The organism is Pseudomonas sp. KH_017 (genome assembly GCF_057840285.1).
Window position 1 is genome coordinate 54,257 of the sequence record NZ_CM174509.1, and the last position, 19,064, is coordinate 73,320.

General features: G+C 60.4%; 21 protein-coding genes. 10 read left to right on the forward strand and 11 right to left on the reverse strand.

Going from position 1 to position 19,064, the window contains the following annotated elements; translation table 11 throughout:
- Positions 1 to 73: 73 nt before the first annotated feature.
- Positions 74 to 625, forward strand: coding sequence for a cytochrome c oxidase assembly protein (locus AC3IT6_RS00260; RefSeq protein ID WP_223443538.1), 552 nt, complete (start codon positions 74 to 76; stop codon positions 623 to 625).
- Between the two features lie 25 nt (positions 626 to 650).
- A complete protein-coding gene (locus AC3IT6_RS00265; RefSeq protein ID WP_489353931.1) occupies positions 651 to 1,538 on the forward strand; it encodes a cytochrome c oxidase subunit 3 in 888 nt (295 codons plus the stop codon).
- 36 nt (positions 1,539 to 1,574) lie between these two features.
- On the opposite strand, the gene AC3IT6_RS00270 is transcribed toward AC3IT6_RS00265, so the two are convergent.
- A complete protein-coding gene (locus AC3IT6_RS00270) occupies positions 1,575 to 1,778 on the reverse strand; it encodes a twin transmembrane helix small protein (RefSeq protein WP_154909723.1) in 204 nt (67 codons plus the stop codon).
- Positions 1,779 to 1,849: 71 nt separating this feature from the next.
- Here AC3IT6_RS00270 and AC3IT6_RS00275 point away from each other — a divergent pair, with 71 nt between their 5' ends.
- From AC3IT6_RS00275 to AC3IT6_RS00295, 5 genes are read left to right on the forward strand one after another with little or no spacing between them, the layout of a single operon-like run.
- Positions 1,850 to 2,590, forward strand: a complete 741-nt coding sequence (locus AC3IT6_RS00275) for an SURF1 family protein (RefSeq protein ID WP_489353932.1) — start codon at positions 1,850 to 1,852, stop codon at positions 2,588 to 2,590.
- A complete protein-coding gene (locus AC3IT6_RS00280; RefSeq protein ID WP_489353933.1) occupies positions 2,556 to 3,149 on the forward strand; it encodes a hypothetical protein in 594 nt (197 codons plus the stop codon). Before AC3IT6_RS00275 ends, AC3IT6_RS00280 begins: the two co-directional genes overlap by 35 nt.
- Positions 3,150 to 3,159: 10 nt before the next feature.
- Positions 3,160 to 4,230, forward strand: a complete 1,071-nt coding sequence (locus tag AC3IT6_RS00285) for a COX15/CtaA family protein (RefSeq protein ID WP_489353934.1) — start codon at positions 3,160 to 3,162, stop codon at positions 4,228 to 4,230.
- Complete coding sequence (gene cyoE, locus AC3IT6_RS00290; RefSeq protein WP_008045805.1) at positions 4,218 to 5,117, forward strand: heme o synthase; 900 nt, start codon at positions 4,218 to 4,220, stop codon at positions 5,115 to 5,117. The genes AC3IT6_RS00285 and cyoE overlap by 13 nt, the downstream gene beginning before the upstream one ends.
- Positions 5,114 to 5,749 carry an SCO family protein gene (locus AC3IT6_RS00295; protein ID WP_223443527.1) on the forward strand — a complete coding sequence of 212 codons (636 nt, stop codon included), beginning with the start codon at positions 5,114 to 5,116 and terminating at the stop codon, positions 5,747 to 5,749. The genes cyoE and AC3IT6_RS00295 overlap by 4 nt, the downstream gene beginning before the upstream one ends.
- Before the next feature lie 174 nt (positions 5,750 to 5,923).
- Here AC3IT6_RS00295 and AC3IT6_RS00300 read toward each other — a convergent pair whose 3' ends face one another.
- The 7 genes from AC3IT6_RS00300 to zur all read right to left on the reverse strand — a co-directional run bounded on the left by AC3IT6_RS00300 (position 5,924) and on the right by zur (position 11,597).
- Positions 5,924 to 6,697, reverse strand: a complete 774-nt coding sequence (locus AC3IT6_RS00300; RefSeq protein ID WP_223443525.1) for a MetQ/NlpA family ABC transporter substrate-binding protein — start codon at positions 6,695 to 6,697, stop codon at positions 5,924 to 5,926.
- Positions 6,698 to 6,763: 66 nt separating this feature from the next.
- Complete coding sequence (locus AC3IT6_RS00305) at positions 6,764 to 7,438, reverse strand: methionine ABC transporter permease (RefSeq protein ID WP_008002212.1); 675 nt, start codon at positions 7,436 to 7,438, stop codon at positions 6,764 to 6,766.
- On the reverse strand, positions 7,438 to 8,445 hold the full coding sequence (locus tag AC3IT6_RS00310) for a methionine ABC transporter ATP-binding protein (protein ID WP_223443523.1): 1,008 nt from the start codon (positions 8,443 to 8,445) through the stop codon (positions 7,438 to 7,440). The genes AC3IT6_RS00305 and AC3IT6_RS00310 overlap by 1 nt, the downstream gene beginning before the upstream one ends.
- Before the next feature lie 349 nt (positions 8,446 to 8,794).
- On the reverse strand, positions 8,795 to 9,511 hold the full coding sequence (locus AC3IT6_RS00315) for a PA5502 family lipoprotein (protein ID WP_223443521.1): 717 nt from the start codon (positions 9,509 to 9,511) through the stop codon (positions 8,795 to 8,797).
- 37 nt (positions 9,512 to 9,548) lie between these two features.
- Entirely contained in the window at positions 9,549 to 10,337 is a 789-nt protein-coding gene (gene znuB / locus AC3IT6_RS00320; protein ID WP_046042679.1) for a zinc ABC transporter permease subunit ZnuB, read from the reverse strand.
- Positions 10,330 to 11,115, reverse strand: a complete 786-nt coding sequence (gene znuC, locus AC3IT6_RS00325) for a zinc ABC transporter ATP-binding protein ZnuC (RefSeq protein ID WP_007989407.1) — start codon at positions 11,113 to 11,115, stop codon at positions 10,330 to 10,332. The genes znuB and znuC overlap by 8 nt, the downstream gene beginning before the upstream one ends.
- Complete coding sequence (zur, locus tag AC3IT6_RS00330; protein ID WP_489353935.1) at positions 11,115 to 11,597, reverse strand: zinc uptake transcriptional repressor Zur; 483 nt, start codon at positions 11,595 to 11,597, stop codon at positions 11,115 to 11,117. The genes znuC and zur overlap by 1 nt, the downstream gene beginning before the upstream one ends.
- 66 nt (positions 11,598 to 11,663) lie before the next feature.
- Between zur and znuA the strand changes: the two genes are divergently transcribed.
- Positions 11,664 to 12,584 carry a zinc ABC transporter substrate-binding protein ZnuA gene (gene znuA, locus AC3IT6_RS00335; protein ID WP_489353936.1) on the forward strand — a complete coding sequence of 307 codons (921 nt, stop codon included), beginning with the start codon at positions 11,664 to 11,666 and terminating at the stop codon, positions 12,582 to 12,584.
- Between the two features lie 236 nt (positions 12,585 to 12,820).
- Positions 12,821 to 13,768, forward strand: coding sequence for an IS110 family RNA-guided transposase (locus tag AC3IT6_RS00340; protein ID WP_489352329.1), 948 nt, complete (start codon positions 12,821 to 12,823; stop codon positions 13,766 to 13,768).
- A 42-nt stretch (positions 13,769 to 13,810) separates the two neighbouring features.
- Here the strand turns inward: AC3IT6_RS00340 and AC3IT6_RS00345 are convergent, their stop codons facing one another.
- Positions 13,811 to 14,761, reverse strand: coding sequence for a homoserine kinase (locus AC3IT6_RS00345; protein WP_057397383.1), 951 nt, complete (start codon positions 14,759 to 14,761; stop codon positions 13,811 to 13,813).
- A gap of 60 nt (positions 14,762 to 14,821) precedes the next feature.
- Positions 14,822 to 15,109, reverse strand: a complete 288-nt coding sequence (locus AC3IT6_RS00350) for a DUF2782 domain-containing protein (protein ID WP_046042673.1) — start codon at positions 15,107 to 15,109, stop codon at positions 14,822 to 14,824.
- 74 nt (positions 15,110 to 15,183) lie between these two features.
- Here AC3IT6_RS00350 and polA point away from each other — a divergent pair, with 74 nt between their 5' ends.
- Positions 15,184 to 17,988, forward strand: coding sequence for a DNA polymerase I (gene polA / locus AC3IT6_RS00355; protein ID WP_489353937.1), 2,805 nt, complete (start codon positions 15,184 to 15,186; stop codon positions 17,986 to 17,988).
- Between the two features lie 350 nt (positions 17,989 to 18,338).
- On the opposite strand, the gene yihA is transcribed toward polA, so the two are convergent.
- The gene (gene yihA, locus AC3IT6_RS00360) at positions 18,339 to 18,983 is read right to left on the reverse strand and encodes a ribosome biogenesis GTP-binding protein YihA/YsxC (RefSeq protein WP_046042671.1); all 645 of its coding nucleotides are present in this window, start codon (positions 18,981 to 18,983) and stop codon (positions 18,339 to 18,341) included.
- Positions 18,984 to 19,064 lie beyond the last annotated feature (81 nt).

Here is a 19,064-nt window from a genome sequence, read left to right on the forward strand (position 1 = left end):
ACGCGGTGTGTCAGGCAGGCCGCTATCGCGGGCAAGCCCGCTCCCACAGGGTTCTGCGTGGAGGGCTTGGCCCATGGCTGACTCGATTTCGTTGAAGAAACTGGTCACGCGCCTGCTGACCGTGGTGGTGGCAATGTTTGTCTTCGGCTTTGCGCTGGTGCCGATCTACGACGTGATGTGCAAGGCCTTCGGCATTAATGGCAAGACCGGCGGGCAGTACGAGGGTGAGCAAACGGTCGACACCTCGCGCCAGGTGCGCGTGCAGTTTCTGTCGACCAACACCGCCGACATGCCGTGGGACTTTTACCCCAAGCATGACGAATTGACCGCGAACCCGGGGGCGGTGAACGAAATGATATTCATCGCCCACAACCCCACCGATAAACCGATGAGCGCCCAAGCCGTGCCGAGCATCGCGCCCAGCAACGCGGCGGCGTACTTCCACAAGACCGAATGTTTCTGCTTTACCCAGCAAGTGCTGCAGCCCGGTCAACGGATCGAGATGCCGGTGCGTTTCATCGTTGACCGTGACATGCCCAAGGATGTGAAGCACCTGACGCTGTCTTACACGCTGTTCGATATCACCGCCCGACATCCACCGGTAGCTGTAAACACTGGCGGCTGAGCGTGCCCGATAAGGAGAACAATAAATGGCAACTCATGAACATTATTACGTCCCGGCCCAGAGCAAATGGCCGATCATCGCCACGGTCGGCATGTTCGTCACGGTGTTTGGCCTGGCCACCTGGTTCAATGATCTGAAAGCAGCGCGTCCGGAATCCCACGGCCCGCTGATCTTTTTCGTCGGTGGCCTGTTGCTGGCCTACATGCTGTTCGGCTGGTTCGGTACGGTGATCAAGGAAAGTCGCGGCGGCTTGTACAGCGCACAGATGGATCGCTCGTTCCGCTGGGGCATGAGCTGGTTCATTTTCTCGGAAGTGATGTTCTTCATCGCCTTTTTTGGCGCGCTGTTTTATGTCCGTCATATCTCCGGGCCGGCGCTCGGTGGTGAAGGTGCCAAAGGCATCGCGCACATGCTGTGGCCGAACTTCCAGTTCACCTGGCCGCTGCTGAGCAACCCCGACTCGAAACTGTTTCCGCCGCCCAAGGAAGTCATCAGCCCCTGGAGCCTGCCATTGCTCAATACCGTGTTGCTGGTGAGTTCCAGCGTGACCGTGACCATTGCCCACCACGCTTTGAAAAAGGGCCATCGCGGCGCACTGAAACTCTGGCTGGCGCTCACCGTAGTGTTGGGCTGTGCGTTCCTCACCTTCCAGGCCGAAGAGTACATGCACGCATACCGCGAGCTGGGTCTGACCCTGGGTTCGGGCATCTACGGCGCGACATTCTTCATGCTCACCGGATTCCACGGCGCCCATGTGACCATCGGCACCATCATCCTGTTCGTGATGCTGATGCGGATCATGCGCGGGCACTTCGACAGCGAGCACCAGTTCGGCTTCGAAGCGGCGAGCTGGTACTGGCACTTCGTGGATGTGGTGTGGATCGGGCTGTTCGTTTTCGTCTATGTGCTTTAAAGCGGCTTGAAGGAGCGAGCTTGCTCGCTCCTACAGCTACCACGGGACATTGGAAACCAGTTGGCCGCTGAAAAAACCCCAGGCGATCAGGCCGAGGGTAAGGGCGGCCAGCGTCACTCGCACACTCAAGGCAATGACGAGGCGGTTTGAGCGGCTGTCGTCCTTGACCAGAAAAAACAGGCCGCTGAACAGGCTGACAACCGTGGCAATCAGCATCAGGACGATGGCTGCTTTGAGCATGGTGAGACTCCAGGGGGGCAAGCGATGCACTTGAGTATAGCTCTCGCGATGACCGACTTTCTGGCGATGCCATGAAGCGCTTTCGGCCGGGTATCGTGCCAACATTGGTGGTCGCGCTGTTGCTGCCGCTACTGGTGTCCCTGGGGTTCTGGCAATTGAGTCGGGGGACGGAGAAAGGTGCGCTGCTGCAAACCTACGCCGAACGCCGGGCCGCCGAGCCGATGGCCAGTACCGAACTGCAACACACGACAGACCCGGCCTTCCGTCGGGTTCACCTGTACGGCCAGTTCGATGCCGAACACAGCCTGCTGCTGGATAACAGTCAACGCAACGGCAAGGTCGGCGTCGAGCTGTTGCAACCCTTTCACGATCAGGCCTCCGGGCTTTGGCTGCTGGTCAATCGCGGCTGGTTGCCTTGGCCGGAGCGTCGCACACCACCGCAATTCAAGACGCCTGCCGAAGCAGTCAGCCTCGACGCGTGGGTCTACGTCTCCTCCGGCGCGACGTTCCAATTGCACGCAGATCCCACAACATTGACATGGCCGAAGCTGATTACGGCCGTTGAGCCAGACAAACTCTGGACAGCACTGAATCGCGAAGGTTTTGCCTACGAACTGCGCGCCGAAACCGGCCTCGCCATCTATCAGGCCGACTGGCCAGTAGTCGCCATGGGCCCGGAAAAACACATCGCTTATGCCGTGCAGTGGTTCGCCATGGCGATCGCCCTGTTCGGTCTTTATCTCTATCTCGGCTGGCACAACGCAAAGGAGAAACACCATGGGAGCGGCCATGAATCCACCCAGCATGTCTGAGGCGAAACCTTCGGTGAACCGGCGCAAGGGTCGTATGCAATTGCTGCTGATCCTGCTCGGGGTGATCGGTCCGATGATCCTCGCCACCGGTATGTACAAGCTGAACTTCTGGGTGCCCGAGGGCCGCAGTTATCACGGCGAACTGATCGGCAACGGCCAGACCCGCGCGGACATCGGTGTGCAGGCCCAGGAAGCTCGCTGGCAGATACTGGTGACGGCGCCCAAGGAATGCGCGGTGGACTGCCAGCAACTGGTGTATCTGGCGCGGCAAGTCCAGATCGGCCTCGGCCGTGATGCGTCCCGCGCCAGCCATGCATTGGCCGCCGCGCAGACGCTGAACAGCGATTACGAGACTAAACTTCAACGCGAGTACCCGCAGTTGCAACGCTATTCACTGGATTTGCCTGCCTACACTAAAGGCGCTCAGAGCGATGACGCGCCGCACCTGTGGATCATCGACCCCCACGGCAATCTGGTGCTGCGCTACGACCCGTCGGTGAAGGGCAAGGACCTGCTCAACGATCTGCGCCACCTGCTGAAACTGTCGAACATCGGATAAGGGCATCGTCATGGCCAAGCCTGGATTTCGCCTCGCGCTGTTTGCCACCTTGCTGGCACTGATTGTGGTGTTGCTCGGCGCCTACACCCGCCTGACCCACGCCGGCCTCGGCTGCCCGGACTGGCCGGGCTGCTACGGCTTCATCAGCGTGCCGAAAAGCGAAGCCCAGCTGGCCCATGCCGAATTGCATTTCCCGGACGCTCCGGTCGAGGCCCACAAGGGCTGGAACGAGATGGTCCACCGCTACTTCGCGGGCACGCTGGGGCTGTTGATCGCGGTGTTGGCCGGTCGTTCGTGGGTGCATCGCCGCCATCCCGGGCAGCCGGTGAAGCTGCCGTTGTTTCTGTTGGCGGTGGTTGTTGGCCAGGCCGCGTTTGGCATGTGGACGGTAACGCTCAAGCTCTGGCCGCAAGTGGTCACCGGGCATTTGCTGGGCGGCTTCGCGACCTTGAGCCTGTTGTTTCTGCTGACCTTGCGCCTGTCCGGCGTACTGCCGGCGCTGACCGTGCCACGACGTTTGCAGCACTGGGCGACGGCGGGGCTGTTGCTGGTGATCGGGCAAATCGCCCTCGGTGGCTGGGTCAGTTCCAATTACGCCGCCGTGGCCTGCATCGACTTTCCGACCTGTCACGGCCAGTGGTTGCCACCGGCCGACTTCGCCAACGGCTTTCACCTGACCCAACACATCGGCCCGAACTATCTTGGCGGACAACTGGACAGCGACGCCCGTATGGCCATTCACCTGACCCATCGCATCGGTGCGTTGCTGGTCACCCTGGTATTGCTCGGTCTGGCCTGGCAACTGAAAGCGGTCGGCATGACGCGCCTGGCAGGCCTGGTGTTGATCGCCCTTGGCGCACAAATCGCCTTGGGCATCAGCAATGTGCTGTTCCATCTGCCGCTGCCGGTGGCCGTCGCACATAACGCGGGCGGCGCGGCGCTGTTGCTGACCATGGTGCTGGTCAATTATCACGCCCGAACCAGTCTGGTCCGGGTCAAGCAAGCGCGCTGGCACTTCAGCCCGCGTAAACACTCAGCCGGGCCCATAACAATAAAAGGAGAGATGCCATGGCGATTCTGATCGGCGAACGTCCCAGTCAGGCGATCTGGCGTGACTACCTGGAACTGACCAAACCCAAAGTCGTGGTGCTGATGCTCATCACTTCGCTGGTGGGGATGTTCCTTGCGACCCGTGCCGGAGTGCCGTGGACGGTGCTGATTTTCGGCAACCTGGGCATCGCCCTGTGTGCCGGTGGCGCGGCGGCGGTCAATCATGTGGTGGACCGGCGCATCGACGCGGTGATGGCGCGCACCCACAAACGGCCGCTCGCCGAAGGCCGGGTTTCGCCGACCGCCGCGCTGACGTTCGCGCTGGTATTGGCGGTCCTCGGACAAGCCATGCTGCTGGCGTTCACCAACCCGCTGACTGCATGGCTGACCCTCGCCTCGTTGCTCGGCTACGCGGTGGTCTACACCGGATTCCTCAAGCGCGCGACCCCACAGAACATCGTCATCGGTGGTCTGGCCGGTGCCGCGCCGCCATTGCTTGGCTGGACCGCCGCCACCGGTCACGTCAGCGCCGAACCGCTGCTGCTGGTGCTGATCATCTTCGCCTGGACCCCGCCGCACTTCTGGGCGCTGGCGATCCACCGCAAGGAGGAATACGCCAAGGCCGATATCCCGATGCTGCCGGTCACCCATGGCGAGCACTACACCAAGATTCACATCCTGCTTTATACCTTCGCATTGCTTGCCGTCAGCCTGATGCCTTATGTGATCCACATGAGCGGCACGCTCTACCTGGTCTGCGCGCTCGGGCTGGGCGCGCGGTTTCTGCAATGGGCCGTGGTGCTGTACCGTGGCACTCGGCCGCACGCGGCGATCAACACGTTCAAGTACTCTATTTACTACTTGTTCCTGCTGTTTATCGCCCTGCTCGTAGACCACTACTTACTGTTGAACCTATGACTCGAACCCAGAAAACCGTCTTCATACTCGTCGCCCTGGTCGCACTGATCCTGGGCCTGACCGTCAACAAGGTATTGTCCGGGAAAAACCAGGGCGATCCGACGGCGCTGATCGACGCCGGCATCATCTTGCTGCCGCAGAGCCGTAATCTGCCGGACGTGACGATGACCAATCAGGACGGCCAGCCGGTCGCGATCAATGAATTGAAAGGCAAGTGGAGCCTGCTGTTCTTCGGCTACACCTTCTGCCCGGACATCTGCCCGACCACCCTCGCCCAGTTGCGGCAGATCAAGAGCGAGTTGCCGCCCGAGGCTGTGGATAAATTGCAGATCGTGCTGGTCAGCGTCGATCCGAACCGCGATACACCCAAGCAACTGAAGCAGTACCTGGGCTACTTCGACTCGCAGTTCATTGGCCTGACCCCGGCGTCGACCGATGAGCTGCAAACGATCGCCAACGCGGTGAGCATTCCGTTCATTCCGGCGGACACCAGCAAGCCGAACTACACCGTTGACCACAGCGGCAACCTCGCTGTGATCGGGCCGGACGGTACCCAGCGCGGGTTTATTCGGGCGCCGTTGAATAATGCGAAACTGGTGGCGCAGTTGCCGGTGATGCTCAAGCGCAACTGAAAACACCACCAAACCCTGTGGGAGCGGGCTTGCTCGCGAAAGCGGTGGTTCAGCCGACATTGATAGTGGCTGACACACCGCCTTCGCGAGCAAGCCCGCTCCCACAGGGGTCTATGTTTCAAGGTACAAAAAAGGGGACGCACTTGGCGTCCCCTGTTTCGTTGCAGCAGTCGATCAGAACGCCGGCACCACCGCGCCTTTGTACTTCTCGAGAATGAAGGCCTTCACTTCCGGGCTGTGCAGGGCAGCCACCAGTTTCTTCATCGCTTCGCTGTCCTTGTCATCCGGACGAGCCACCAGAATGTTCACGTAAGGCGAGTCGCTGCCTTCGATGAACAGCGCGTCCTTGGCCGGATCGAGCTTGGCTTCCAGCGCGTAGTTGGTGTTGATCAGCGCCAGGTCGACCTGGGTCAGCACGCGCGGGATGGTCGCGGCTTCCAGTTCGCGGATTTTCAGGTCCTTGGTGTTCTCGGTGATGTCCTTCACGGTCGACAGGATGTTGTTCGAATCCTTCAACTTGATCAGGCCCGCCTTGGCCATCAGCAACAGTGCACGGCCGCCATTGGTGGCATCGTTCGGGATGACCACGGTGGCACCGCCAGGCAGTTCGGCAATGGTCTTGTACTTGCTGGAGTAAGCGCCCAGGGGCTCCAGGTGCACGCCGGCCACGGAAACCAGGTGGGTGCCCTTGGCCTTGTTGAACTCATCCAGGTACGGCTGGTGCTGGAAGAAGTTGGCGTTCAGGCGCTTTTCCGCGACCTGCACGTTCGGCTGGATGTAGTCGGTGAATACCTTGACCTTCAGGTCCACGCCTTCTTTGGCCAGGGCCGGCTTCACGAATTCGAGGATCTCGGCGTGTGGCACCGGAGTGGCCGCGACGGTCAGGGTCTCGGCCGCGTGGGCCGAGAATGCGGCAACAGCAGCGAAGGCGACGAGTAGTTTTTTCATTCAGCTAACTCCTTGTGCGGCACCGTTTCCGGCGCCTGCCAGCGTATGGCCGGCTCATGTCTTGTCTTATTTACGGGAGAAATGCACAACCAGTTTGTCGCCGACGGTTTGCAGCACCTGGACCAATACCAGCAGCAATACCACCGTCACGACCATCACATCGGTCTGGAAACGCTGGTAACCGAAACGGATCGCCAGGTCACCCAGACCACCGGCGCCCACGACACCGGCCATCGCCGTGTAGGAAACCAGTGTAATGGCTGTCACCGTAATCGCCGCGAAGATGCCCGGACGCGCCTCCGGCAGCAAGGCGTTGGTGATGATCTGTCGCGTGGTCGCCCCCATGGCCTGGGTCGCTTCGATAATGCCGCGATCCACTTCACGCAGGGCGGTTTCCACCAGGCGCGCGAAGAATGGCGTGGCACCCACCACCAGCGGCGGGATCGCACCGGCGACACCGAGAGACGTGCCGGTGATCAGCACGGTGAACGGAATCATCACGATCAACAGGATGATGAACGGCAGCGAACGCAGAATGTTCACCACCAGCGACAACATCGCGTAGACGCCTTTGGCTTCCAGCAACTGGCGCGGGCTGCACAGGAACAGCAGCACGCCCAGCGGCAAACCGAGCAGCACGGTGAACAACAGCGAACCGCCGAGCATCAGCAGGGTGTCGCCGGTGGCCAGCCAGATTTCGAACCAGTCGATATTGGCGAAGAAACTTGTCAGGGCTTCCATTAGCGCAGCACCTCCATGTGGACGTCGGCTGCGGTGAAGCGGGCAAAGGCCGCTTCCATGTCACCGCCGGTCACGGCCAGGGTCAGTTGCCCGTAAGGGATGTCTTTGATGCGGTCGATACGACCGGCCAGGATGCTGTAGTCCACACCGGTTTCCCGGGCGACAGTGCCCAGCAGCGGCGCGTAGGTCGCTTCGCCCTGGAAGGTCAGACGCAGGATGCGCCCCGGCACGTGAGCGAAGTCGTCACGCTGTTCGCTTTCGTCGATCTGCTCGTCTTCCTGCACGAAGCGCTTGGTGGTCGGGTGTTTCGGATGCAGGAACACCTCGGCCACCGAGCCTTGCTCGACGATCACGCCGGCGTCCATCACGGCTACCTGGTCGCAGACCCGGCGGATCACGTCCATCTCGTGGGTGATCAAGACGATGGTCAGTTTCAGCTCGCGATTGATCTCGGCCAGCAATTGCAAGACCGATGCAGTGGTTTGCGGGTCGAGAGCGCTGGTGGCTTCGTCGCACAGCAGGATTTTTGGCTTGGTCGCCAGGGCGCGGGCAATGCCGACACGCTGCTTTTGCCCACCGGACAATTGCGCTGGGTACTTTTTCGCATGGTCGGACAAACCGACCCGCGCCAGCAACTCGGCCACGCGCGCATCGATCTCGCTGCGCGACAGCTCGCCGGCCAGGGTCAGTGGCAGCGCGACGTTGTCAGCGACAGTCTTGGAGGCCAGCAGGTTGAAGTGCTGGAAAATCATCCCGACCTGTTGACGAAAGCGGCGCAGACCATTGGCGTCGAGAGCGGTGACTTCTTCACCGTCGACGATGATCTTGCCGCCACTGGCGTTTTCCAGGCGATTGATCAGACGCAGCAGGGTACTTTTTCCTGCGCCGGAATGACCGATCAAGCCGTAAACCTGCCCGTTCTCAATCGTTAGATTGGTCGGATGCAGGGCGGGGATTTCCTTACCGGCGACGCGGTAGGTTTTATGGACGTTTTGAAACTCGATCACGTAGCGAACCTTGTGGGGCGCGTTAGAAAAGGATCAGCGGTTAGCCGGGCGCGCATTTTAGCCTGTCCGTATAGAGGTTCTTAGCATTTATTTCGCATTTGTCCTGTCATTTGGCAATAACGCGATCAAAGGTCAGAAAAAAGGAACGGCTGAAGAAGCTCGCCCAAGGCCGAAGGCAATTTCGACCTGGTGGGCAGCGTCGGGTTTGGGGCAGGGAGGCGAAGGTCAAGCGATTCCGGCCTGAGAGTTTTACTGCCAGATAGGACGCCTTCGCGGGCAAGCCCGCTCCCACATGGGGCCTGCGGCGGTCACAGATCCAATGTGGGAGCGGGCTTGCTCGCGAAGCTTTTTAAGGTTTACGAGGCGTTAGAACCATCTGCGCCGGAACACTGCGCAAAATCTGCCGCTCCAGCTTCAGATCAAACTCAGGATCGAGTTTCTTCACCCGTTTGGTCAACAAGTTAGCCAGCCAAGGGTAATCGTTGGTGCGTGGAGCCTGAATGCTCACGTCGCACTGAAAATTCACCACATCGGCGGCGATGGCATCCAGTTGGCGACGCAGTTTGCCCATATCGTTGATATTCAGCACAACCGTGGTGCTTTCAGCCGTCAGGTCGACAACCTTGGCTTTTGGCTTGGCTTCGGCAGCCTTGAGGGCGGCTTCGGCTTTTTCCAGCTCAGCCTTGCGCGCCTGGGCAATCGAGCCGTTGACTCCGCCGGTCAGTGCCGGAGCCTTGGGCATCAACGCGCGGGCACGGCTCAGGGCGGTCGCGGCGGCATCCACATCACCCTTTTGCAGCACGCTCTGGCTGCGGCGCAGATAGGCTTCGGCCAGTTGCCGCTGGTATTGCTCAAGGGACGCATCGTTGGGCGATGCGGCCTGCAAGGCTGCCAATTGGTCTTCGGCGATGGCCAGTTCATCGCTGGCGATGTTTTGTTCCAGCTGTACGATGGCCGTGGCCCGCGCATCGGCGGCCTCGGTGGCCGCCGGTGGCGTGCTTTGGCAGGCGCCCAGCAGCAAAGAAAATGCGACAAGGAGCAGATAACGGGAGGCGAACGACTTCATTCCTGCGACTCTCTATTTGCGCAAAAAACGAGCAAGTCTACACCCCTCGACGGGGCAGAACAAAACTCAGCAGAAATAGCGCGGCGGCCGTCACCACAATCGACGGGCCGGCCGGGGTGTCCTTGAACCAGGACAGCGCCAGCCCGCCACACACGGCGAGTATGCCCAGCAGGCTCGCGCCCAGTGCCATCTGCTCCGGCGAGCGGGCGTGACGTTGTGCCGCAGCAGCCGGGATGATCAGCAACGAAGTGATCAGCAATACGCCAACGATTTTCATCGCCACGGCAATCACTACGGCGATCAACAGCATCAGGGCCAGGCGCAATCCCGCCACCGGCAGGCCTTCGACCCTGGCCAGTTCTTCGTGCACCGTGATTGCCAGCAATGGGCGCCACAACGCAACCAGCAAGAGCAGTACCGCAGCGCTACCGCCAAGGATCCAGGCCAGATCGGTCGGGCTGATCGCCAGCAGGTCGCCGAACAGATAAGCCATCAGGTCGATCCGCACTTCGTGCATGAAGCTTAGTACCACCAGGCCCAGAGAGAGCGTGCTGGGTGCGAGAATTCCCAAAAGTGTGTCGGATGCCAGCGGCTGGCGTTGTTGCAAGGTCACCAGCATCACCGCCAACAGCAAGCAGCCAACGGTCACGGCAACGGTCGGGCTGACATCCAGCAGGAAGCCCAAGGCCACCCCGAGCAATGCCGCGTGGGACAGGGTGTCGCCGAAATAGGCCATGCGCCGCCAGACCACGAAAGACCCCAGCGGGCCTGCGACGACGGCCAGGGCCAGGCCTGCAAGCAGGGCGTAGAGCAGAAAATCAGCCATGCTTGCAGCTATCTCCGTGAACATGGGGTTGGCCCGACGCGGGCGCCTTGACCACCGAGCCATGCAAGTCGTGGGCGTGGTCGTGATGGTGGTGATAAATCGCCAGGCTTTGTGCGTTCTTTCCGAACAGCTCGACGAAAGCCGGATCGCCGCTGACCTGCTCGGGATGACCGGAACAGCAGACGTGACGATTGAGGCAAACCACCTGGTCCGTGGTGCTCATCACCAGATGCAAATCGTGGGAGACCATCAGCACGCCGCAACCATGACGGTCACGCAGGCGGGTGATCAGGCTGTACAGCTCGGCCTGGCCGGCCACGTCGACACCCTGTACCGGTTCGTCGAGTACCAGCAGTTCCGGTTCGCGCAACAAGGCCCGGGCCAGCAACACGCGCTGCATTTCGCCACCGGAAACGCTTTGCACCGGGCTGTCGATCACCTGTTCGGCGCCGACTTCCTTGAGTGCCGCCAAGGCCATCGCACGGTCCACGCCCGGTACCAGGCGCAAGAAACGCAGGACTGACAGCGGGAGAGTCGGATCGACATGAAGCTTTTGCGGCATGTAACCGACCCGCAGTTTCGGCTTGCGCCAGACGCTGCCGCTGTCCGGTTTCAACAGGCCGAGCACGGCCCGCACCAGGGTGGTTTTGCCGGCGCCGTTGGGGCCGATCAGGGTAACGATTTGCCCCGGCTCGACGCTCAGCTCGATGTTGTCCAGCACCGGTTGCCCGGCGAACGTGACCGCAACCTGCTCAAGACGGATCAGTGCGTTGCTCATCAAGCCCCCTGGCAACCGGAGCAGAGACCGACCACTTCAACGGTCTGGCCTTCGACGACAAACCCGACATCCCTGGCGCTGGCGATGATCGCGTCGCTGATGGATTTTTGCTCAAGTTCGATCGCGGCGTGGCATACACGGCAGATCAGGAACTGACCCTGGTGAGCATGTTCCGGGTGATTGCAGCCGATGAAGGCGTTGAGCGAGGAAATTCGATGGACCAGGCTGTTTTCCAGCAGGAAATCCAGCGCACGGTACACCGTCGGCGGCGCGGCGCGGCGACCGTCCTGCTCGCTGAGGACCGCGAGAATGTCGTAGGCACCCAGCGGCTTGTGGCTTTGCCACACCAGTTCCAGCACTCGCCGGCGCAGCGCGGTCAGGCGCAGGCCTTGACGTGCGCACAGGGCATCGGCCTCGGACAAAGCGCTGTGAACGCAATGTGAGTGGTCGTGGGGACGGCTGGCGATCGGTGTTTTTAGCATGAGCGGCGACGAGTTTTGTGAGAGACGTTATTATGTTACCCGTTCTCGCCTCTTCGAGTGGTCATCGTGTCCCGACTTTTTTCTGTTTTTGTCGCATTTATCGCAAGTTTTCTGCTGATCGGTTCGGCGCAGGCCGAGGTCAAGGTCCTGACCAGTATCAAGCCTCTGCAATTGATCGCCGCGGCGGTGCAGGACGGGGTGGCGATTCCTGAGGTTTTGCTGCCACCGGGTGCTTCGCCGCATAACTATGCGTTGCGCCCTTCCGACGTGCGCAAGGTGCAATCGGTGGACCTGCTGTACTGGATCGGCCCGGACATGGAAGGCTTCCTGCCACGGGTGCTCAATGGTCGTACATTGCCCAACGTCGCCGTGCAGGATTTGCCAGGCATGAAACTGCGTCACTTTGCCGAAGATAACCACTCCCACGCCGAAGAAGCCGACGACCACGACCACGATCACCGTCCGGGTAGCCTGGATGCGCACCTGTGGCTGTCGCCGGTCAACGCCCGGGTCATCGCCACCAAAATGGCCGCTGACCTGAGTGCCGCCGATCCTGACAATGCCACGCGCTATCAGAGCAATCTGAAAGCCTTCGACGAGCGTCTCGATGCGTTGGATGCGCGCCTGAAGAAACGCCTGGCCGATGTTCAGGGCAAGCCCTACTTCGTGTTCCACGAAGCCTTCGACTACTTCGAAGACGCCTACGGCCTCAAGCACGTGGGTGTGTTCAGCGTCGCGGCCGAAGTGCAACCCGGTGCCCAGCATGTCGCGGCGATGCGCGCGCGTTTGCAGGAAGTCGGCAAGACCTGCGTGTTCAGCGAACCGCCGCTGCGGCCGCGCCTGGCGGAAACCCTGGTGGCGGGTTTGCCGGTGAAACTGGCTGAGCTGGATGCGCTGGGCGGGTACACGCCGGCGACTGCTCAGGGTTATGAGCAGGTGTTGGAGAAACTGGGGAATGATCTGGCGGGGTGTCTGGAGTCGTTGTAACCGACACCAGAACCTGTGGGCGCAAGCTCGCTTGTATGCTAGGACTTGAAGGGAGGAGGAGGGACAAGGCTCGATTCTGACTGTTAGCGCAGTACAGATCCGTGGGAGATTTCGCCCCTCCTCCTTTCACCCAAGCGCCGATAAAGAATGCATCTGGCTAGACCGACGATAGGAACAAGCCTGCGCCTCTGGGTGAGCCCTTCAAGTGCTCAAAACCATATCTCGGGGGATGTTCAATGGCAATGCCGGTTTCTGCTATCAAACCAATCGTGGGCGTGGATGTCGCCAAGAATGAATTGATGATCTATCAGGCCGAACTGGATCTGCTTGAGACGCTTCCCAATAACAAGCCAGCCATCAAGAAATGGCTGAAAGCCTTGCCGGCACCGGTCGATGTCGCGATTGAGTCGACCAATATCTATCACCTGGAGTTCGCCGACCTGGCCCATGAGGCCGGTTGCACCATTTACATGGTCGGCGGCTATGAACTGAGTCACTACCGCAAAGGTGTGAAGGTTCGCGCCAAAACGGACGCACTGGATGCAAAGTTGCTCGCTCGTTATCTGAAGAACGAGTATGAAGAGCTCCATCCATGGATTCCGCCATCGCCGCTGTACCGCTGCCTCTTGAGCCTTTTCCGCCGGCGCGCGGCGCTGGTTCAGGCGCGGGTTGGCCTGGTGCAGAGCTGGACAAATGAACCGCTGCTCAAAGCCGCTTTTGCCGAGCAAGTGGCCTCCATGCAGAGGCTTGAAGGGCTGGTCGAGAAAATGATCAACGACCGCCTGAAAGAGGCCGGCTTGCTTGCCCAGTTGAAGCGTTGCATGAAAGTTGAAGGTATTGGCTTTCTGACTGGCGCCCGCTTGATCGCGGCCTTTCAGCGAGGCGATTTCAGAAATGCAGATGCCTTCATCGCGTTTTTGGGGATGGATTTGCGGGTATCGCAGTCAGGACAAAAAGACGGTCGCCGCAGCCTGACAAAGCGAGGCGATCCGGAGGCGCGTCGGCTTTTGCACAACGCTGCCATGTCGGCCAGCCGCACAGCCGCCTGGAAAGGTTTTTACCAAGAACAAAGAGCTAAAGGGTTCAGTACTACGCAGGCACTGGTGATCTTGGCCCGTAAACTGGCCCGGATCGTATTTGCACTGCTGAAAGGGCAAGGTGAATACCAACCGAAAGCAGGTTGAGGGCTTCCCCTCAACCATAGAATCTCCCACAGGTCAAAGCCTTTAAAGCGCGAAAGGCAACGGCGTATTGACCGTCTGCCGCTGCGCCAGGCGCAACTGGAACTCCATCGGATCGTGAATCAACACATCCTGCCCGGCGAACGACTCCGCCGCGATCAAGCGTGACAACCAGAACCGTACGCAAGCCACCCGCAGCATGGTCGGCCACAACTCGGCTTCGGCCGCGGTGAACGGCCGCAAGGTCGCGTAAGCGCCCAGCAAGGCCCGCGCTCGCGGTCCATCGATCACGCCATCGTCGTCCGAGCACCAGTCGTTCAAGGCAATCGCCACGTCGTAGAGCATCGGCCCGGAGCAGGCGTTGTAGAAGTCGATCAGCCCGGTCAGGTGCGTGCCTTCGAACATCGCGTTGTCGCGGAACAGGTCGGCGTGAATGTTCGCCCGCGGCAGTGCCAGGATTTTTTCTTTCTGCCGGGTGATTTCTTCCAGCGCCCGTTGCAGCAAGTCTTTCTGTTCGGCACCGAGGTGCGACAAAAATTGCGTGCCCTCTTCCAGCATCCAGTCCAGGCCGCGATCGGTTTTGCGCTTGATCATATTGGCCTGGGTCGCCAGGTGCAGATGGCCGAGCAACTCACCCACCTGCGCGCAATGCTGCGCGTTGGCTTGCTTGATGTGCTTGCCGGCCAGGCGTGGTTGCAGCAGCGCAGGTTTGCCCGCCAGTTCGCGCAAGGCCACGCCGTCGGTGGTGCGCAAGGCGTAAGGCACCGGCAGGTTCGCGCCGTGCAGCACGTCGAGCAGTTCGATGAAGAACGGCATTTCCTGAACCGGACCGCGCTCGACCAGGGTCAGGACAAATTCGCCCTGCTCCAGGCTGATAAAGAAATTGGTGTTTTCGCTACCGGCGGCAATCCCCTGGAAATCAAGCAGGCGGCCGAGGCCATAAGGGGCGAGAAAAGCTTCCAGCTCGGGCCGAGCCAAGGGGGTGAACACAGACATGTTTAAACTGCCAGTACGGGCGCCGCTATTGAGCCAGCGCCGATTAAAGTTAAGGACGACTTACCACTTAAAAATTTCCCACGCCGGAATCAGCATATCCGGGTAATCCGAGCGAATGAAGTTACCGTCCGACCCGTCGGCGCGCACCAGAAAATACGGCTTGCCGCCTTTGGGCGTGACTTTGATCGCATACAGGAAGCCGTTTTGGCGGTATTCCTGAATGAGCTTGTCCCCTTCCGTGCGGATCGTGACATCCGGATCTGCCGATGGGGCGTCATCCGCCGCCATGACGGCCAAAGGTGTGATTGCAAACAAGCCAGCCAGCAACAGGCGATTTAGTGTGCGCATGATAACCTTGTCCCTTTGTCGTCAACGGTCCCGCTATTCTAGCGCCGGACCCGCCGAAAAGGTTGATCCTGCTCATGAGCCAAGCCCCCCTCGTCCTGGTGGACGGTTCTTCTTACCTGTACCGCGCCTTTCACGCGCTGCCACCGCTGACCACGTCCAAAGGCCTGCCGACCGGTGCGGTCAAGGGCGTGTTGAACATGCTCAAGAGCCTGCGCAAGCAATATCCGAACAGTCCGTTCGCCGTGGTGTTCGACGCCAAGGGTGGCACTTTTCGCGATGAGATGTTCGCCGAATACAAGGCCAACCGTCCGAGCATGCCCGACGACATGCGCGTGCAGATCGAGCCGCTGCACCAGAGCGTGATCGCCCTGGGCTTCCCGCTGCTGTGCGTCGAAGGCGTCGAGGCCGATGATGTGATCGGCACCCTGGCCCGCAGCAGCGCGGCGGCGGATCGTCCGGTGATCATTTCCACCGGTGACAAGGACATGGCGCAACTGGTCGACGGTCACATTACCTTGGTCAACACCATGACCGGTAGCAGCATGGACGTGGAGGGCGTGAAGGAGAAATTCGGCGTCGCTCCGGAGCAGATCATCGATTATCTGGCGCTCATGGGCGATTCTTCCGACAACATTCCGGGTGTCCCGGGCATCGGTCCGAAGACGGCTTCCGGCCTGCTGGTCGGTGTGAACGGCGGCCTGACCGAGCTCTATGCGCAGCTCGACATCGTGCCGACCCTGCCGATTCGCGGCGCCAAGACCCTGCCGGCCAAGCTCGAAGAGCACAAGGAAATGGCCTTCCTTTCCTATCAGTTGGCGACCATCAAGGTCGACGTGCCGCTGGACGTTGGGCTCGACGACTTGCAAATGGGTCCTGAAGATCCGGCCAAACTCTACGAGCTGTACACCCTGCTGGAGTTCAAGAGCTGGCTGAACGACCTTGATCGCGACGCCAAACGCCTGGAACTGAGCGCTGCCGCCGAGCCTGCACCGGCCGCCGATCTGTTCAGCGAACCAGAGGCCGAAGCACCGGCCGCTGCTGCTGAAGCCGCCTATGAAACCATCCTCGATCAAGCGCGTTTCGATGTATGGCTGGAAAAACTGAACAGCGCCAAGCTGTTTGCCTTCGACACCGAAACCACCGGCATCGATGCGCAGCAGGCGCAACTGGTGGGCCTGTCGTTCGCGGTTCAGGCTAACGAAGCGGCCTACATCCCGTTGACCCATTCCTACATCGGCGTGCCGCAGCAACTGGACCGCGATACGGTCCTGCGCGCGCTCAAGCCGATTCTGGAAGACCCGAACAAGCTCAAGGTCGGCCAGCACGCCAAGTTCGACATGAACATCCTGGCCAACTGCGCCATCGGTGGCGATCAGGACAACGGCATTACCGTGCGTGGCATCGCCTTCGACACCATGCTTGAGTCCTACGTGCTCAACTCCACGGCCACGCGCCATGACATGGACAGCCTGGCGCAGAAGTATCTGGACCACACCACGGTGAGTTTCCAGGACATCGCCGGCAAAGGCGTGAAGCAGCTGACATTCGATCAGATCGCCCTGGAGCAGGCCGGGCCTTACGCCGCCGAAGATGCGGATATCACCTTGCGTCTGCACCAGACCCTGTTCGAAAAGCTCTCGGCCATTCCAAGCCTGGCCAGCGTGCTGACCGACATCGAAATTCCGTTGGTGCCGGTATTGGCGCGTATCGAGCGCCAGGGCGCATTCGTCGACGCCGCCTTGCTGGGCGTGCAAAGCATCGAACTGGGCGACAAGATGGTGGCGCTGGAGCGTGAAGCCTTCGAGATTGCAGGGGAGGAGTTCAACCTCGGTTCGCCCAAGCAACTTGGCGTGATCCTTTACGAGAAGCTCGGCCTGCCGGTACTGAAGAAAACCGCCAAGGGCCAGCCCTCCACCGCCGAAGAAGTGCTGGCCAAACTGGCAGAAGACGACTATCGATTGCCCAAAGTGCTTATGGAATACCGCTCCATGAGCAAGCTGAAAAGCACCTACACCGACCGTCTGCCAGAGCAGATCAACCCGCGTACCGGGCGGATCCATACCTCGTATCACCAGGCGGTGGCGTCCACCGGGCGGCTGTCCTCCAGCGATCCGAACCTGCAGAACATCCCGGTGCGCACCGCCGAAGGGCGGCGCATCCGCCAGGCGTTCGTGGCCCCGACCGGTTACAAGCTGCTGGCGGCGGACTATTCGCAGATCGAACTGCGGATCATGGCGCACCTGTCCCGGGATGAAGGGCTGATGAACGCCTTCCGCCACAATCTGGACGTACACACCGCGACCGCCGCCGAAGTGTTCAAGGTCGAACTGGCCGACGTGACCTCCAACCAGCGCCGCAGCGCCAAGGCGATCAACTTCGGTCTGATCTATGGCATGGGTGCGCAGAAGCTCGGCAAGGACATCGGCGTCGACACCAAGACCGCCAAGGCCTACATCGATACCTACTTCGCCCGGTACCCCGGCGTTCGCCAGTACATGGACCGCACGCGTGCCCAGGCCGCCGAGCAAGGTTATGTCGAGACGTTCTTCGGCCGTCGCCTGTACCTGCCGGACATCAACTCCAACAAGCCGCAAGAGCGCGCCGCCGCCGAACGCACGGCGATCAACGCACCGATGCAAGGCACCGCAGCAGACATCATCAAGAAAGCCATGGTCGCAGTGGATAACTGGCTGACCGCGTCGGGCCTCGACGCCAAAGTCATCTTGCAGGTGCACGATGAACTGGTGCTCGAGGTGCGTGAAGACCTGATCGACCAGGTTCGCGATGAAATTCGCGTGCACATGAGCGAGGCGGCGAAACTGGACGTGCCGTTGCTGGTCGAAGTGGGTGTTGGAAACAACTGGGATGAGGCTCACTGAGCCTTCTTGTAGGAGCGAGCTTGCTCCTACAGAAAATTGTCGTGTTCTGCTGCGGCATAGTGCCGCGGCAGAAGGGCGCAAAAAACAGCCTGGTCCGGAGGGCTATCAGAGTTATTTCAAAGCTATCTGAAAAAAATCTGAACTAATCTTGCACGCCACCACTCAGAGTTACTGAATGGCTGGTGAAGCCCTTCGATGCTCCTATGTTGTGTTAAGTGTTGGCAGATATCTGGACCCCGCCCTAGCGGTCTAGAGCTTCAACCCCGGAACTTCTCCCTCCCCATATGAAGCCCGGGGTTTTTTTTGCCCCGAGAAAACTGCCTGCGTGCGCCGCAGGCAGTTTTCGGCACTTACTGAGCTTCTGCTTCGGCACCCTTGTCCGCCAACTCCATCCAGCCGGCCAGTACGGTGTAGGCATCTTCCAGGCCCATGCGTTTCGGGGCCGAAAACAGCTGGATTGTCACCAGATCGCCCCAGCCCTTGCGGATTTCCGCCTGAACCTTGAGCAGCGTGTTCTTGGCCGCGCCATAGGTCAGCTTGTCCGCTTTGGTCAGCAGAATGTGCATCGGCATGCCGGCAGCCACTGCCCAGTCGAGCATCAGCAGGTCGAAATCGGTCATCGGATGGCGGATGTCCATCATCAGGATCAGACCTTTCAAACTCTCGCGACCACCCAGATATGCCTCCAGGTGACGCTGCCAGTGTTGCTTGAGCGGGATCGGTACTTTTGCATAACCGTAGCCCGGCAGGTCGACCAGACGGCGTTCATCGTCTAGCTTGAAGAAGTTCAACAGCTGTGTGCGCCCCGGGGTTTTCGAGGTGCGCGCCAGGCTGGCGTGGGTCAGGGTGTTCAAGGCACTCGACTTGCCGGCGTTGGAACGCCCGGCGAAGGCGACTTCGAAGCCTTCGTCATCCGGACATTGGTCGACTTTGGCGGCGCTGAGCATGAAGGTGGACTGTTGGCACAGACCGAGGATGGGATTCTTGAGTTGCATGGGATTTCCGATGTGGGCGGCGCCAGGAATGGGTGCGGCAAGCAGTGTCGCTTCCGTTTCAGTGACGCCAGTATATAATGC

Excerpts from the sequence above, each read along its gene's own strand:
- AC3IT6_RS00260 (WP_223443538.1), top strand. The coding sequence starts at position 74 with ATGGCTGACTCGATTTCGTTGAAGAAACTGGTCACGCGCCTGCTGACC.
- AC3IT6_RS00265 (WP_489353931.1), top strand. The coding sequence starts at position 651 with ATGGCAACTCATGAACATTATTACGTCCCGGCCCAGAGCAAATGGCCG.
- AC3IT6_RS00270 (WP_154909723.1), bottom strand. The coding sequence starts at position 1,778 with ATGCTCAAAGCAGCCATCGTCCTGATGCTGATTGCCACGGTTGTCAGC.
- AC3IT6_RS00275 (WP_489353932.1), top strand. The coding sequence starts at position 1,850 with ATGAAGCGCTTTCGGCCGGGTATCGTGCCAACATTGGTGGTCGCGCTG.
- AC3IT6_RS00280 (WP_489353933.1), top strand. The coding sequence starts at position 2,556 with ATGGGAGCGGCCATGAATCCACCCAGCATGTCTGAGGCGAAACCTTCG.
- AC3IT6_RS00285 (WP_489353934.1), top strand. The coding sequence starts at position 3,160 with ATGGCCAAGCCTGGATTTCGCCTCGCGCTGTTTGCCACCTTGCTGGCA.
- cyoE (WP_008045805.1), top strand. The coding sequence starts at position 4,218 with ATGGCGATTCTGATCGGCGAACGTCCCAGTCAGGCGATCTGGCGTGAC.
- AC3IT6_RS00295 (WP_223443527.1), top strand. The coding sequence starts at position 5,114 with ATGACTCGAACCCAGAAAACCGTCTTCATACTCGTCGCCCTGGTCGCA.
- AC3IT6_RS00300 (WP_223443525.1), bottom strand. The coding sequence starts at position 6,697 with ATGAAAAAACTACTCGTCGCCTTCGCTGCTGTTGCCGCATTCTCGGCC.
- AC3IT6_RS00305 (WP_008002212.1), bottom strand. The coding sequence starts at position 7,438 with ATGGAAGCCCTGACAAGTTTCTTCGCCAATATCGACTGGTTCGAAATC.
- AC3IT6_RS00315 (WP_223443521.1), bottom strand. The coding sequence starts at position 9,511 with ATGAAGTCGTTCGCCTCCCGTTATCTGCTCCTTGTCGCATTTTCTTTG.
- znuB (WP_046042679.1), bottom strand. The coding sequence starts at position 10,337 with ATGGCTGATTTTCTGCTCTACGCCCTGCTTGCAGGCCTGGCCCTGGCC.
- znuC (WP_007989407.1), bottom strand. The coding sequence starts at position 11,115 with ATGAGCAACGCACTGATCCGTCTTGAGCAGGTTGCGGTCACGTTCGCC.
- zur (WP_489353935.1), bottom strand. The coding sequence starts at position 11,597 with ATGCTAAAAACACCGATCGCCAGCCGTCCCCACGACCACTCACATTGC.
- AC3IT6_RS00340 (WP_489352329.1), top strand. The coding sequence starts at position 12,821 with ATGGCAATGCCGGTTTCTGCTATCAAACCAATCGTGGGCGTGGATGTC.
- AC3IT6_RS00345 (WP_057397383.1), bottom strand. The coding sequence starts at position 14,761 with ATGTCTGTGTTCACCCCCTTGGCTCGGCCCGAGCTGGAAGCTTTTCTC.
- AC3IT6_RS00350 (WP_046042673.1), bottom strand. The coding sequence starts at position 15,109 with ATGCGCACACTAAATCGCCTGTTGCTGGCTGGCTTGTTTGCAATCACA.
- polA (WP_489353937.1), top strand. The coding sequence starts at position 15,184 with ATGAGCCAAGCCCCCCTCGTCCTGGTGGACGGTTCTTCTTACCTGTAC.
- yihA (WP_046042671.1), bottom strand. The coding sequence starts at position 18,983 with ATGCAACTCAAGAATCCCATCCTCGGTCTGTGCCAACAGTCCACCTTC.